General features: G+C 68.1%; 12 protein-coding genes. 2 read left to right on the top strand and 10 right to left on the bottom strand.

What is annotated here, in order from left to right; genetic code table 11:
- Positions 1-47: 47 nt before the first annotated feature.
- From cobM to ACYX4S_RS15345, 6 genes are read right to left on the bottom strand one after another with little or no spacing between them, the layout of a single operon-like run.
- Positions 48-836, bottom strand: coding sequence for a precorrin-4 C(11)-methyltransferase (gene cobM, locus ACYX4S_RS15320; protein ID WP_476360829.1), 789 nt, complete (start codon positions 834-836; stop codon positions 48-50).
- The gene (gene cobJ / locus ACYX4S_RS15325) at positions 833-2,653 is read right to left on the bottom strand and encodes a precorrin-3B C(17)-methyltransferase (RefSeq protein ID WP_476360830.1); all 1,821 of its coding nucleotides are present in this window, start codon (positions 2,651-2,653) and stop codon (positions 833-835) included. Before cobJ ends, cobM begins: the two co-directional genes overlap by 4 nt.
- The gene (gene cobI, locus ACYX4S_RS15330) at positions 2,623-3,372 is read right to left on the bottom strand and encodes a precorrin-2 C(20)-methyltransferase (RefSeq protein WP_476360831.1); all 750 of its coding nucleotides are present in this window, start codon (positions 3,370-3,372) and stop codon (positions 2,623-2,625) included. Before cobI ends, cobJ begins: the two co-directional genes overlap by 31 nt.
- Positions 3,369-4,589 (bottom strand): precorrin-6y C5,15-methyltransferase (decarboxylating) subunit CbiE, encoded by a 1,221-nt coding sequence (gene cbiE / locus ACYX4S_RS15335; RefSeq protein WP_476360832.1) that lies wholly within the window; start codon positions 4,587-4,589, stop codon positions 3,369-3,371. The genes cobI and cbiE overlap by 4 nt, the downstream gene beginning before the upstream one ends.
- Complete coding sequence (locus ACYX4S_RS15340) at positions 4,586-5,245, bottom strand: precorrin-8X methylmutase (RefSeq protein ID WP_476360833.1); 660 nt, start codon at positions 5,243-5,245, stop codon at positions 4,586-4,588. Before ACYX4S_RS15340 ends, cbiE begins: the two co-directional genes overlap by 4 nt.
- Positions 5,242-6,360, bottom strand: a complete 1,119-nt coding sequence (locus tag ACYX4S_RS15345) for a sirohydrochlorin chelatase (protein WP_476362878.1) — start codon at positions 6,358-6,360, stop codon at positions 5,242-5,244. Before ACYX4S_RS15345 ends, ACYX4S_RS15340 begins: the two co-directional genes overlap by 4 nt.
- Before the next feature lie 586 nt (positions 6,361-6,946).
- Here ACYX4S_RS15345 and ACYX4S_RS15350 point away from each other — a divergent pair.
- Positions 6,947-7,465: a cupin domain-containing protein gene (locus tag ACYX4S_RS15350; RefSeq protein WP_476360834.1), complete on the top strand. Its 519-nt coding sequence runs from the start codon at positions 6,947-6,949 to the stop codon at positions 7,463-7,465.
- Between the two features lie 84 nt (positions 7,466-7,549).
- Positions 7,550-8,074 carry a glycine cleavage system transcriptional repressor gene (locus ACYX4S_RS15355; RefSeq protein WP_476360835.1) on the top strand — a complete coding sequence of 175 codons (525 nt, stop codon included), beginning with the start codon at positions 7,550-7,552 and terminating at the stop codon, positions 8,072-8,074.
- Positions 8,075-8,172: 98 nt separating this feature from the next.
- Here ACYX4S_RS15355 and ACYX4S_RS15360 read toward each other — a convergent pair whose 3' ends face one another.
- From ACYX4S_RS15360 to ACYX4S_RS15375, 4 genes are all read right to left on the bottom strand, one after another.
- Positions 8,173-9,336: a DUF1513 domain-containing protein gene (locus ACYX4S_RS15360; protein WP_476360836.1), complete on the bottom strand. Its 1,164-nt coding sequence runs from the start codon at positions 9,334-9,336 to the stop codon at positions 8,173-8,175.
- A complete protein-coding gene (locus tag ACYX4S_RS15365) occupies positions 9,317-10,546 on the bottom strand; it encodes an imelysin family protein (protein ID WP_476360837.1) in 1,230 nt (409 codons plus the stop codon). Before ACYX4S_RS15365 ends, ACYX4S_RS15360 begins: the two co-directional genes overlap by 20 nt.
- Positions 10,547-10,628: 82 nt before the next feature.
- The gene (locus tag ACYX4S_RS15370) at positions 10,629-12,155 is read right to left on the bottom strand and encodes a di-heme oxidoreductase family protein (protein WP_476360838.1); all 1,527 of its coding nucleotides are present in this window, start codon (positions 12,153-12,155) and stop codon (positions 10,629-10,631) included.
- Positions 12,156-12,275: 120 nt separating this feature from the next.
- Positions 12,276-13,544 (bottom strand): imelysin family protein, encoded by a 1,269-nt coding sequence (locus tag ACYX4S_RS15375; protein WP_293719993.1) that lies wholly within the window; start codon positions 13,542-13,544, stop codon positions 12,276-12,278.
- Positions 13,545-13,660 lie beyond the last annotated feature (116 nt).

A 13,660-nucleotide genomic window follows, 5' to 3' on the forward strand; every position in this document is an offset into this window, starting at 1 on the left:
AAGGCTAGGCTATTCACTCATAGGTTGAAATTGTAAGATTTCGTATTTCAGGTTGTGGATTTGGCGGTTTTCTTCTTTTTCTTCGGCCTCAGAACATGCACGTGGTCGGCGTGATAGAGGGCGCTGTCGCGGAAATCCTCCTGCGGCTCCAGCGCATGGCCGACAAGCACGAGTGCCGTGCGGGTGATCTTCGCCGCGCGCACCTTCTCGTGAATATCGGACAGGGTGCCATGGATGAACGCCTGGTCAGGCCAGCCGACCCGATAGGCGACCACCACGGGGCAATCGGCGCCATAAAGCGGCGAAAGCTGACGCTCGACCTCCCGCAGGTTGCGGATCGAAAGATGGATCGCAAGGGTCGCGCCACTCTTCCCCAGGGTCGTGAGATCCTCCCCTTCCGGCATCGCGGAGGACTGCATGGCCGTGCGCGTCAGGATCACCGTCTGCGCGACCTCGGGAATGGTGAGTTCCTGCCCCAGCGCGGCGGCGGCGGCGGCAAAGGCGGGAACGCCCGGTGTCACGTCGAAGGGAATGCCGAGCGCGCGCAGGCGGCGGATTTGCTCGGCGATCGCCCCGTAGAGCGAGGGATCGCCGGAATGAACCCGGGCGACGTCCTGTCCCTTTTCATGGGCGGACACGATTTCCGCCATGATCTCGTCCAGCGTCATGGGCGCCGTATCGACAACCCGCGCGCCCTCGGGAGCGGCCGCCACGACCGCCTCGGGCACCAGCGAGCCCGCGAACAGGCAGACCGGGCACGACTGGATCTGCTTCAGCCCGCGCACGGTGATCAGGTCCGGGTCGCCCGGACCCGCGCCGATGAAATGGACCGTCATAGCTTCTCCTCGATGCGTTTGGCGTAGCCGCGCGGCGTGTAGACGAAGGGTTTGCCGGAGCCGGTCATGACCGCGCGCGAGGCGGACGAGCCGACAAGCACGGTGGTCAGCATGTCCACGTCATCCACCTTGAGATCGCCCAGCGTGGTCACGGTGAGCGTCTCCCCCGCGCGTCCGAGGTTGAAACCAAGAACCACCGGCGTGTCGGCGGGGCGGGCGGCGAGCAGGATCTCGCGGGCGGCGGCAAGCTGCGTGCGCCGGCGCTTCGAGACCGGGTTGTAGAAGGCGATCACGAAGTCACCGTCGGCGGCTGCCTTCAGCCGTTTCTCGATTGCCTCCCACGGGGTGAGCAGGTCGGACAGCGAGATGGTGCAGAAATCATGGCCGAGCACCGCGCCGATACGCGCGGAGGCGGCCTGAAGCGCCGAGATGCCCGGCGCATTGACGATCTCCACCCGGCGCGCCGCATCGCTCACGCCGCCAGCATCCCGGTCACGGTGCACCAGTTCATAGACCAGCGCGCCCATGGCATAGATGCCCGCGTCACCGGACGACACAAGCGCGACGGACCGCCCCTCGCCCGCCCGTTCAAGGGCGAAGCGGACACGCTCCTCCTCGGCGCCGAGCGGAAAGGCATGACGCGGCTTGCCCTGGATGAGCGGCGCGACAATATCGAGATAAAGCGAATAGCCGATCACCTCGTCCGCTTCGGCAAGCAGGCGCGAGGCCTCGGGCGTGCGCCAGTCGTCGCGGCCCGGACCGATACCGATGACGGCGAGGCGCCCGCGTGGCCGCCCGACTTCCTTTGCCGAGACCGGAGCCGCCGCACGCGCGACGGCAACCGTCGCATTGGCCGTCTTTCGTTTTTCGACGATAAGCGATCCGTTGACGCCCGCGCCGGCGAGTGCCGCCCCTTCCGCGACACCATGGCAGCCGACTTCCGCGTAGACGACCTCGGAAGGATTGGCGAGGCGGTCACGCTCCGCCTCGAGGGTCGCAGCATCGAAGAGACGCAGCGGCGCGGCAAGCACGGCGGAAAGTTCCGCCATCGCCGTCTCGTCGCCCTTCAGGTCGATGGAGGCGACCGCCGCCACGGCGCCTTCGGCCAGGCCCGCTTCGCCCAGGGTCTCGCGCACCAGCGAAACGAGTTCCTCCGCCGGACAGCCACGCGCGCAGCCGACGCCCACCACGAGGGTGCGCGGATGATAGACGAGACGGTCGGGTCCGGGCGTCACCGCCTCGTCGGTGACCGCGATTTCAAGTTCCGCGTCTGGCGAGACGGCAAGGCGCGAGCGGCTCAGCCACGGAGCCTCTCCGGTGACGCGCACCGGTTCACCGGCCAGAAGGCGGGCCATGAAGCCCTTGGCATCGGGAAGATTGGCGAGCCACCATCCGGCGGGCGGCGCGTCGAGCGCAACGCCGAGCGCCGTGTCCCCGGCCGTCGTCACCGCCGCATGGGCCTCCAGAGCGCCGGCGACCTGGCGGGCAAGCGAATTCGCCCCGCGATGACCGCCAAGAAGCGGCACGACGCTCGCACCGTCCTCCGAGACCGCGATCACCGGTGGTTCGGCGCGCTTGTCCTCGATCACGGCGGCAAGCGCGCGGATCAGGATGCCGGACGCGCACACGCCGATGATCGGCGTGCCGGCCTGGTAGAGCGCGCGAATGTGATTGAGCGTCTCGGCAAAGGCGACATCCAGACCCGGCACGCGATGGGCCAACCCGTGCAGGGTCGAGCCCGGCAGCGCGGCGGCCACCTTGCGCGCGGTCGAAAGCGCCGCCGGCGTCAGGACGAGGATCGCGGCGGAAGCATCCACGCTTCATCTCCCTTGTAGATCAGGATCATCGAAAAATACGGCGCGGAGGCGGTGTCCACCTCACCGAGCGGCGCGACCGCCTCGGCGGCGAGCGTCGCCCGTTCGACATAGCCCGCATGATCGAGAAGGCCAAGCCGCGCGATCAGGGACTTGAGGCGCGAAAGGTGCCGCCCCACCTTCATGATCGCGACCGCGCCGGCAGCCTCGATGCGCGCGGCGACCTCCTCGTCGGCGAGCGGACCCGGGATCACGGTGAGAACGTCGTTGCGCGCGGTGAGCGGACGCCCCAGACGTGCGGCGCAGGCGGTCAGCGAGGTGACGCCCGGCACGATCTCCGCCGGAAACCGGTCGACGAGACGCTCGTACAGATACATGAAGGAGCCGTAGAAGAACGGGTCCCCCTCGCACAGCACCACCACGTCGCGGCCGGCGGAGAGTTCCCCGGCGATTTCCTCCGCCGCGCGGTCATAGACGGCCCTTGCGGGAAACCTCTCGACACGCATCGGTACGACGATGGGGATCTCGCGGGCATCCGCCGGAATTGCGTCCGCCGCGATGGAGCGGGCGAAACTCTCCCCCGTATCGGGGGCGGGATAGGCCACCACCCGGGCCGACGAAATCAGCCGGTGCGCCTTCAGCGTCATCAACTCCGGGTCACCCGGCCCGAGACCGACGCCGTAAAGAGTGCCCGTGGCGCGGGCACCGCCGTCCTGGTTCATCTCACCAGACTCCATTGCGTGACAGGCATCAGCGGCCGCCAGCCGGTCATGCCGCCGACAGGGCTCGCACGCGAGATCGCGATACGGGTCAGGTCGCCGCCGAACCTCGCGTAAGCGGCGAGAAGCACGGCCTCGCTTTCCAGCGTTACCGCGTTGGCAACCAGCCGCCCACCCGGCTTCAGGGCCCACAGCACCGCCTCGATCATTCCCGGCGCGGTCAGGCCGCCGCCCAGGAACACGGCATCGGGCGCCTCCAGTCCCTCGAGTCCTTCCGGCGCATCGGCGTCGAGCAGTTCGAGGCCCGGCGTTCCAAGTGCGGCTGCGTTGGCGCGGGCGACCGCCCGGCGTCCGTCGTGAGGCTCAAGACCGATGGCGCGCGCGCCGCGCGCGGCACGCATCCACTCGATGGCGACCGCTCCCGATCCGGCGCCGACGTCCCACAGGAGCGCGCCTGGAAGAGGCATGAGGCGTGCCAGCGTCGCGGCCCGGATTTCACGCTTGGTGAGCTTGCCGTCATGACGAAAGGCGTCATCGGGCAGACCCGGCACGCGGGCGCGCAACGGCGTGTCGCGCACGGGCACCACCTCGATCGCCGTGACGTTGAGATCCGCGACCACGCCCTCGAAGCTTTCCGCAAGCGCCTCGACGCGGCGCTCCACCGGGCCGCCAAGGTGCTCCAGCACCACGACCCGGCTTTCGCCATAGCCTTCGTCGACCAGAAGATCGGCGATCTCGCCAGGCGTCCGCGACCCGCTCGTCAACGCGAGGATGCGCGCGCCGGGATAGAGCGCGGCCCGCAACGTGTCGACCGGGCGACCGTGCAGCGACAGGATTTCCACCTCGCCAAGCGGCCAGCCGAGACGCGCGGCGGCAAGCGACAGCGACGAGGGGGCTGGCAGCACGAGCATTTCCTCGGCGGGAATGCTCCGGGCCAGCGTCGCGCCGATGCCGAACCACATCGGGTCGCCGGAGGCCAGCACGGCGGTCGGTCGGCCGCGCCGCGCCTCAAGCTCCGCGACACCTTCGTGAAAGGGGCTCGGCCAGGATCGAAAGCGCGCGCCCGGAACCTCGGCAAGGTCCTGGTGGCGCGCGCCGCCGTAGACGATCCCTGCCTCGTCGAGCGCAGCCCTCGCAATGGCGGAGAGTCCGGCAAGGCCATCCTCGCCAATGCCGATCACCGTCAGCCAGGGAGACGCAGGATCCGGACGGGCGCTCACGCGATCTCCTCCTCGGGCAGCCCGGCGGCAAGGGCATTGAGCGCGGCCGCCGCGATCGCCGAGCCGCCAAGCCGGCCGCGCAGGGCGAGAAACGGAATGGCGAAGGGGTTTTCGGCAAGCGCCTCCTTCGATTCCGCCGCGCCGACGAAGCCGACGGGAAACCCGAGGATGGCGGCCGGACGCGGTCCGCCCGCGCCGATCATTTCCAGCAGATGGAACAGCGCGGTCGGCGCATTGCCGATCACGACGACCGCGCCGTCGAGCCCGTCGCGCCACAGTTCGACGGCGGCCGCCGAACGCGTCGTGCCAAGGTTGGCGGCAAGGTCGCGAACCCCCGGCTCGTTCAGCGTGCAGCGGATCTCGTTGCCGGCGGGAAGACGCGAGGCGATGATCCCCTCCGCCACCATGCGCACGTCGGTGAAGACCGGAGCCCCGGCGCGAAGCGCATTCGCGACCGCCTGTTCCACCCCCTCGCTCCAGGCGAGATGGCGGGTAACGGACGGATCGCCGCAGGCATGGACGATCCGCACCGCCGCCGAATGCAGGGCCGCAGGCAGGTGCGCGAGCGCGGCCTCGCCGCGCACGATCGAGAAGGACCGCCGGTAGATCTCGCCCGGGTCCTTCACATAGTCGTATGCGGGAGGCCGCCCGCTCACCCGTCCTTCCTCATCGAGCGCGGTCCCAGCGGGTGGTCCGCATGCGGATAGACCGGGTGATGATGGTCGTGGTCATGGCCATCATGATGGTGGTGATGCCCGTGACCATGATGGTGATCATGGCCGTGACTATGACCGTGGGCATGGTCGTGCGAATGCCCATGCCCGTCCGCGTGGTGATGATGGTGATGGCCGCCGCCGGTCGCCACCTGATCGCAGGCTCCCGTGCACACGTCCTCGCACAGCTTGCATTCGGCGTCGTCACCGAGCCCTTCCACGTGGTGGTGATGGCTCTCCTGCGGCCGGCCAACGTCCTCCTCGAAGCCCAGCACCTGTTCGCGGTACTTGCACATCTGGCAGTTCATCAGGTTGGCGCCCTGCAGGATCTCCTGCACCCGGTCGGCCATCGTGTCGATCACCTGCGGATGGTCGTTGAGATAGCCCGCCTTCAGGAACTCGATGTCGGGGTGACGCTCCGCCACCTCGTCGGTCGTGTTGTAGATGCGGCTCACCAGCACGCCGGAGAAGAGGAAATAGGGGAACACCACAATGCGCTTGTAGCCAAGCTTCGCCGCATGTTCGAGGCCCGGGGCGACCAGCGGAAAGGTGACGCCGGAATAGGCCGTTTCCGCCCACCCGAAACCGAAGCCTTCCCACAACATGCGGGTGATCTTGGCCACGTTCGAGTTGGCGTCCGGATCGGACGCGCCACGCCCCACGACGACCAGCAGCGTCTCATGCATCGGCACGTCGTCGCCCGCCGCCTCCAGCGCCTCACGGATGCGTTCGCCGGCGGCGCGAATCATCCGCGTATCGACGGCAAGCTCGCGACCGTAGGTGATCGTCACGCCCGGATTCTGGGCCTGGTAGGTGTTGAGGACGGAGGGAATATCGTTCTTGGCGTGCCCGGCCGCGAACAGCATTCCCGGTACGGCGAGAATGCGCGTGCATCCCTGCTCGCGCAGCCGGTCGAGACCGTCCTTGATCACGGGATTGGCGAATTCGAGATAGCCGTATTCCACCGGCCAGTCGGGAAACCGGTCGCGCAGGCGCTCGGCAAGCTGCGCGAATTCACGCACCGCGCCACGGTTGCGGCTGCCGTGCCCGCAGATCATCAGCCCGAGCTTTTCGCCCCCGGCGACCGGACCCGTTTGCGGTGCGGTCCGCGTCTCCGGTGCCCCGTCCTGCCCGCCGGCGTGAGCGGTTGCGTTCGCCATGTCGTGTCTCCCTCACGTATCGCGCAGGGAGATTTGCCCGAACTCGGGAAAACGACAAAGTCGTCTTTCGTCCGAGAGCTCCCCGCGCCGACATGCCCTAGCGGCATGCTTTCGGCCATGTGACAGGCTGTCCTTGTTCGGGTGACGCGCAGACCGTTGCGGAGCGGGCGGGTCGGGGAACGCAGCAGGCCGCTCGCCCGACGCGACATCGCGCGGGCGGTGCTTGGCAGGTCGCCGTCCAGACAGCTCCGGAGTGGATCCCCGACTTGGGTCGATCTCCACCGGAATCGCTTTCAGCCCCTCAAGGGACGCCGTCATTGGCCGGGCACGCTAGAGGAGCGGCGGGCGGGCATCAAGCGGCAATTCCGCCGCGGCGTATCGACGTGCCGACACGCCGCCGCCTAACCGGTTGTTTATCTCCTTACGGCAATCTCCCGGCAACACGAGCGGGGGCAGGCCCCGCACCCAGGGAGGAATGCAAAAGATGACAAGGCTCGCGGCGCAAGACACGACGTCCCGGGACATTCCGCAGGGCGCCATGCGCATGGCCTCCGGCCTCACGCTCGCCAGCACCGAGGGTCTCGAGCTCCAGGACGCACCGATCAACCCGGACTGGATCCTGGACGGCGAGCCCAGGGCCCGCGCGCTCACCCTGGCACAGGGGGACGACCGCAACGCCAACATGGCGGTGTGGGACTGCACCGCCGGGCGTTTCCACTGGTATTTCGGATGCGACGAGGCGGTCTACATCCTGGAGGGTTCGGTCACCGTCACGGGCCCGGACGGCGAAACCCGCCGACTGGAAGCCGGCGACACGGCCTATTTCCCGGCCTACAGCTGGTTCACCTGGGAGGTGGAGGACTATGTGCGCAAGGTCGCCTTCTGCCACGACGTGGTGCCCTCGCTGGCACGGCTGCCCGTGCGCATCCTCACGCGCTTGTCCCTGATCGCCGAGCGCCTCTACACCGCAGCCTTCGGGCTTTCCTCGCGCCCGCCGCGCTGATCGGGATGACGGCGGACCGCCTCTGCTCTAGGGTGTGGCCCGATGGACAAGGCATGTATGGCGAAGCCTGAAGGAGCCACCGGGATGCAGACGACCTCACTCGTGCTGACGGCGATTGCCGAGGACCGGCCGGGCCTTGTCGAGACGCTGGCGAGCATCGTCGCACGTCACGACGGCAACTGGATCGAAAGCTCCATGTCCCGGCTTGCGGGCGCCTTTGCCGGCATCGTTCGCGTCGAGGTCCCCGTCGGCCGTTCCAAAGAGCTCGAGGGTGCGCTCGGCGCGCTGGCGGGCGAGGGAATTGCCGTCACGGTGAAACAGGCCGACGCGGCGTCGGAAAACCACGGCCAGGCGGCCCATGTCTCGCTCATGTGCCAGGATCATCCCGGCATCCTGCACGCGCTTGCAACGCTCTTTGCCGCAAGGCGCGTAAGCATCACCGAGTTGGAAACGGAAGCCTATGCGGGTTCCATGAGCGGCGAGCGCATGTTCCGCGCCGAAGTGGACGTGGTGCTTCCCATCGATCTCGCCGCGAGTGACCTGTCACAGGAACTCGAGAGGCTTGCCGGCGACATAATGGCGGAGATTTCCTTCGCCGACGTCACCTGAGAGGACCCGGCAGGAGGCTCCTGCCGGGCACACCACATTCAGGCGCCCTGTATTCAGGCACACTGCATTCAGGCACACCGCATTCAGGCACACCGCATTCAGGCGCCGAAGCGCATCGGGTCGACCGCCACCATGTGGTTGTCCCAGGAAACGCCGGGCGACGACGCAAGCGGCACCGGGCGCCCCGCCACGTCCGCGCTGTCGCTCAGTCCGCCATTGCCATCGGAAATCAGGAAGCCGTTCGCGTCGAGCGCCGCCAGGCCGCAGGCATCCGGGCGCTGCTGGCTTCCCATGAAGCTGCCGTCGCTCGCTGAGAAATAGAGCAACCGGCCGACCTTCGGGCAGGAGGCGGCGACCACCTCCCCGTCGCGGCTGAGCGCCACCGAGCCGATGTAGTTTTCCAGCTTCCCGGAAAGCTCGTCCGGCAGATCGTGAAACTCCAGCCGCCCCTTGCCCAGGTCAAGGGATGCCAGGAGCGGCGGCGTCTCGTCGAGACCGCCCTGGTGCTGGGCGCCGATCCACACGCGACCGTTCTCGCCGACCGCCATGTGGCGCAGCGAAAGCTTGTGCAGATGCGCGGGCGCCTCGAGCCGCCCGATCACCGCGCCCGAATCCAGATCCAGGAAGGTGATGTTGGGTTGCATGGTGTCGATGTTGAGTTTTTCCCGGTCACGGTCGGGATGCGTCTCGATGCCGCCATTGGCGACCACCAGCGTCTTTCCGCCGGGCATCGGCAGGATGTCATGCGGGCCGATGCCCCCCGACCACAGCTCGCCCACGCGCGCCGGTGTATCGCCCGAGACGTCATAGACGCCGATGACGCCCCGCGTCGTCTCGTAGTCGTTCTCCGTCGCGAAAACGAGTTGCCCGTCGGGAGAAAACACGCCGTGTCCGTAGAAGTGGCGCCCCGGAACGGAGGCAATGGTGTGCGGCGGCGTCTTGCCGTGCGGATCGAACAGCACGGCGAAGGTGCCAGGACGGCGCGCGAAGACGAGACAGCGGCCGCTTTTCTCGCACACGGCGATATCATGCCCCCGGTCGGGCAGCGCGATTTTCACGCGCGGCAGGCCGTCGACACCGGTCACCACCACCGAGTGGGTGCCGTCGGCCTCGCGCCGGGCACCGGCGAAAAGCGGATCCTCGGCATCCAGCGCGGCAAACATCTGCGCCGAGCGGGCACTGCCCGAGCGCGTCACGGCGGCGGTCAGGGCGGCCCCCGCCCCGACCAGCAGACTGCGGCGATCAATCACCGTCGAGCGCATTGAAGCCTCCCTTGAAGTCGAGATGGCCGGCGAGTTCCCCGGCCACCATGGGACGCAGGCCGTCGAGGATCGTGCGCACATAGGTGAGCTTGCCCAGATCCTTCTCCCCTTCCAGCGCAAGCACGGGGTCGGGATCGACAGCCTCCAGCGCGCCATGGGCATTGCCCGCTTCGAAGGAGAGCGTGTTGCCGATCCACGCTCCGTCGCTGCGCGCCTCGGGGTATCCGGCGGCGACGATGGCATCGGCGAAACCGTCGATCAGGGCCGCCAGATGGACAAAGCCGGTATGGGAACGCGAGAAGGGAATGCGCGCGGCGCGCAAGGTGACCGGGCCCTCGTCGAGAAGGGGGCCGACGATCTGGTCGCGTGCCAGTTCCAGAGACGTGAGAAGGGCGTTGAACACGAAGCTCGCCGCTTCCTTGTCGGTATGCACGAGCGCATTGTCGGGCCCGGGCGCCAGAAGGAGAGCGGTCTGGCCACTCGGTGCGCCGAACGCCTCGCTCACCTCGCGCGAGGTCTCCTCGAGGCGCGCGCCAAGCGCCGTCGCATAGGCACAGGCATAGTCGGCCGCCTTTGTTGCCTCTTCCCCCGACCCCTCTTCCGCGCGCCCCAGAACGACCTCGCCGGTCTTGTCGTAGGCGATCCACTCAAGGGCGGTCAGGCCCTGAAGCGCGACGCTCTTTTCGCGCAGGCTCGCCGGATCGATCGCGGTTTCGTCCCTGGCGGCGACGAGCCGGGTGACCTGACGGCGCACCACGCCGCGTGAGTCCGGCACGAACGCGAGGCGCTCCGCACGCGCGTCATCGGCAAGCGCGCCTGCCCGCAACGCGGCGAGGCGCCCGTGCGCGGCAACCGCGCCGGCGAAGGCTTCGTCGAAGGCTTCGGCCGCATCGGGACCGGCGCCCTTGGCGCAGACACCCGCGATTGTCTTTTCGAGCGTCACGAGGCTTTCGGTCAGATCGCTGGCTGCGGGCCGCGCGAAATTCTCGATCAGGGCGGGCACGAAGCGCGCATAGTCGACAGGCGTCGTGTCGACCGCGCCCATCGCCGGCTCTCCTTCATCGGCGACACCTGGCCGGGGCGCGAGGGAAAGTGCCACGGCACAGGCGATCGCGAGACCGGTTCGCCACAAAGCGGCCCCTGCCCCGCCGACGGACGCGGTGCCCCGGCCTGCCGGCCCGGACATGCGATGACGAAAACTGGTGCCCATGTCGCTCTCCTGTTGCGGCGCGCCGGCGGCGGCCTCTCCGTCGATCGGCTCCCGCGAGCCTGATCTACACCATTCGGCTGTGTCAAAGCGATTCCAGGAAACGGATCAAGGCGTCCCGGTCGCGTTTTTCAAGCGCCGCATAGCCATCGCGGGCGGCCTCCGCCTCGCCCGCGTGCCAGAGCACGGCCTCTTCCAATGTGCGTGCCCGCCCGTCGTGCAGGTAGCTCTGCTGGCCGGAGACCGTTTCCGTCAGACCGATGCCCCACAGCGGAGCGGTCCGCCATTCGCGGCCCGTTGCCGTTCCGGCCGGACGATTGTCGGCAAGCCCCTCGCCCATGTCGTGAAGCAGCATGTCGGTGTAGGGCCAGATGAGCTGGAAGCGGTGAGCGGGAACCTCCGCCTTGCGTGACGTGACATACTTTGGCCGATGGCAGGAGGCGCAGCCCAGATCGTGAAAGATCTTCTTGCCGGCCAGGACCTGCGGGGCCCCCGGATTGCGGCGCGCGGGAAGCGCCAGGTTCTGCGAGTAGAACGTCACGAGCTCCATGACCGGATCGGGCGCTTCCGTGTCGCCGAGACGCGGCTGGGTGCCGGACGGCATTTCGAAACACGCGGTTTGCGCCGGCATGCAATCGCCGTGGTCGCGCGGAACATCGGGGGTCGAGATGCCGATATCCCCCGCGAACGCCCCCGCCGACTGGCTGCGCACGCTGCGCTCGGATGCCTTCCAGCCGAAACGGCCGATGGTCATCTCGCCGGTTTCCGGATCCAGGACGCGGCTCACCCGACCGGAAATGCCATCGCCATCCGCGTCGTCGGGGTCGGCCATGGCCTCGATGTCACCGGGGTGGATCGCCTCGAGCAGGCCGAGTCCGACCATCTGCGGCGCCACACGCGGCGACATCATCACGTCCCCGGCCATCGGGCCGTAGGCAAGGTCGGAGACTGTATAGGAAGGCTCGCGCAGCATGACCCGCGTGCCGTCTCCAAGCACCACGGGGCGCTCTGTATAGCTGACCTCAAGCCGCCCCTCCGCCGCGAGGCCGGTCACGGCGAAGGTCTGGAACTGGGTGCCGTAGGTTGGCTCCGGCAGCACCAGGGCATGGCCCCCGGCAAGACGCGCGCGCTCCTCCTCCGTCTTCGGCGGCACGGAAAGGCGCAGGAACAGGGAGACCGGTTCCTCGCCCTGCGCGGGAGGATGACCGCGCCCGTCCTTCAGGTGGCATCCCTGGCAGGAGCGGGCGTTGTAGAGCGGTCCCAGTCCGTCCGAGGCCTGCGTCGAGGAGGGAGAGGCGACCCAGAACTTGCGAAACAGGCCGTTTCCAAGCGCGAATGTCTGCTGCTCCTCGAAGGAGATATTGGCGGAGGGAAAGGAGAAGGCATTGGCGTTGACGCGCTTGGTATGCGTCGCCGCGCCCCCCTGCATGGGCTCGAAGGGCTCGGCCGTGCTCCAGTCGTCCGGATCGGCAAGCACGCGGGCGACGCGCGCGCGATCGCGCGGCGACAGGTCGTCACGGTGGGCAAGATCGGCGTCGGCCAGCGCGGCCGGGACGAGCAGGAGGGAGCCGCCGAGCAGCCCCGCCTTGAAGAGAATCTTTTTGGTGAGCATCACGACACGGGTTTCCGGTACCGGTTTCCCTCCAACCCGGGCAAAAGGCAAGGGGACGCGGCGATCCCTCGCCGACCGCCGCGTCCGGTTCTGATTCAGGCGTCTGCAGCCCGAGGCGTCTTACTGGAAGACGGCGTTCGGGTTGTCCAGGCTGTCCGAGCCCTCGAAGGCGATGGACTCAAGACCAAGCACGGCCACGACACGCTCGATCGGGCGGGTCTGCTCGACCAGCGCGTCGACCACGGCCTGAACGGTGGCGTTGCCCTCGTCGTTGCCTTCGCCGATCATCTGGTCATAAGCCTCGACCGTCTCGGCGCGCTCACGCATCTTCTCGGCCGCCGCCACAGTGGCGTCGAGCTTGGCGGTCACCTCGGCGGCGAGCTCGGGATCCTTCTCCTCGACCAGTTCCTTGAGCGAGGCCACCTTCACCGGGTTGCCGGAAAAGCCCTCGTAGGTGCCGAGCCACACGTTGCGGATGCCGATGATGTCATCGAGGTGCGACATGTGGGTATTGTCGGAGAAGCAGTCGTGCTCCTCTTCCGGATCGTGGAGCATGAGGCCGAGCTTGGTGCGCTCGCCCGCAAGCTCGCCGTAGGACAGCGACCCCATGCCGGTCAGGATCGTCGCAAGACCGCCCTCGGTGCCCTTGTCGGACAGCTCCTTGCGCGCGGCGCCGCCGTCCTTCCACGCATCAGCCATCTCCTGCAGGTCGGCGACAAGCAGTTCGGTCGCCGCCTTCAGGTAGGCCGCGCGACGGTCGCAGTTGCCGTTGGTGCAGTTCGCGGTGTCGTAGTCGCTCGCCTTGCGCGCGCCGGCGCCCGGGCCGGTGCCGTTCAGGTCCTGGCCCCACAGCAGGAACTCGATGGCATGGTAGCCGGTCGCCACATTGGCCTCGATCTCGCCCGCTTCCTGAAGCTCATTGGCCAGAAGCTCCGGCGTGATCTCGGTGGCGTCGATCTCCTTGCCCGCGACCGAAAGCTTCGGATTGGCAATGATGTTGGCGGTGTAGAACGGGTTTTCCGGGTTCTCGGTGCCGTAGCCGGCGTCCACGTAGTCGATGAGCCCCTCGTCCAGCGGCCAGGCGTTCACCTTGCCTTCCCAGTCGTCGACGATGGCGTTGCCGAAGCGGTAGGCCTCCGTCTGCTGGTAGGGACGGCGCGCCTCGATCCAGGCCTTGCGGGCGGCGGCGAGGGTTTCCTCGTTCGGCGTCGCGATCAGCGCGTCGACGGCGGTCTCGAGAGCCTTCGCCGTTTCCAGCGACTCGCCATAGGCGGCGGCTGCAATGTCGGCGTAACCGCTGACGACGGCCTCCGCCTCGACGGCAGCGGCACGCTGCACGGGAAGCAGCGCAAGCGCCGCGATCGTTGCCAGAAGCAGTTTCTTTCTCATGTTCAGTCTCCCCATCCCCTGGGTATGTGGCGGCGCCGCCCCCGCGGCGCCTGGTATCGGAGCCGGCTGGGCCGGCGGCTGCTGCCGGATGACCGGCGGGTCCGCCCGAAGGCGGA

The sequence above is a fragment of the Stappia sp. ABD4_338 genome (assembly GCF_056312175.1).

Excerpts from the sequence above, each read along its gene's own strand:
- ACYX4S_RS15355 (WP_476360835.1), top strand. The coding sequence starts at position 7,550 with ATGCAGACGACCTCACTCGTGCTGACGGCGATTGCCGAGGACCGGCCG.
- ACYX4S_RS15370 (WP_476360838.1), bottom strand. The coding sequence starts at position 12,155 with ATGCTCACCAAAAAGATTCTCTTCAAGGCGGGGCTGCTCGGCGGCTCC.
- ACYX4S_RS15345 (WP_476362878.1), bottom strand. The coding sequence starts at position 6,360 with ATGATCTGCGGGCACGGCAGCCGCAACCGTGGCGCGGTGCGTGAATTC.
- cobM (WP_476360829.1), bottom strand. The coding sequence starts at position 836 with ATGACGGTCCATTTCATCGGCGCGGGTCCGGGCGACCCGGACCTGATC.
- cobI (WP_476360831.1), bottom strand. The coding sequence starts at position 3,372 with ATGAACCAGGACGGCGGTGCCCGCGCCACGGGCACTCTTTACGGCGTC.
- ACYX4S_RS15365 (WP_476360837.1), bottom strand. The coding sequence starts at position 10,546 with ATGGGCACCAGTTTTCGTCATCGCATGTCCGGGCCGGCAGGCCGGGGC.
- ACYX4S_RS15375 (WP_293719993.1), bottom strand. The coding sequence starts at position 13,544 with ATGAGAAAGAAACTGCTTCTGGCAACGATCGCGGCGCTTGCGCTGCTT.
- ACYX4S_RS15360 (WP_476360836.1), bottom strand. The coding sequence starts at position 9,336 with ATGCGCTCGACGGTGATTGATCGCCGCAGTCTGCTGGTCGGGGCGGGG.
- ACYX4S_RS15350 (WP_476360834.1), top strand. The coding sequence starts at position 6,947 with ATGACAAGGCTCGCGGCGCAAGACACGACGTCCCGGGACATTCCGCAG.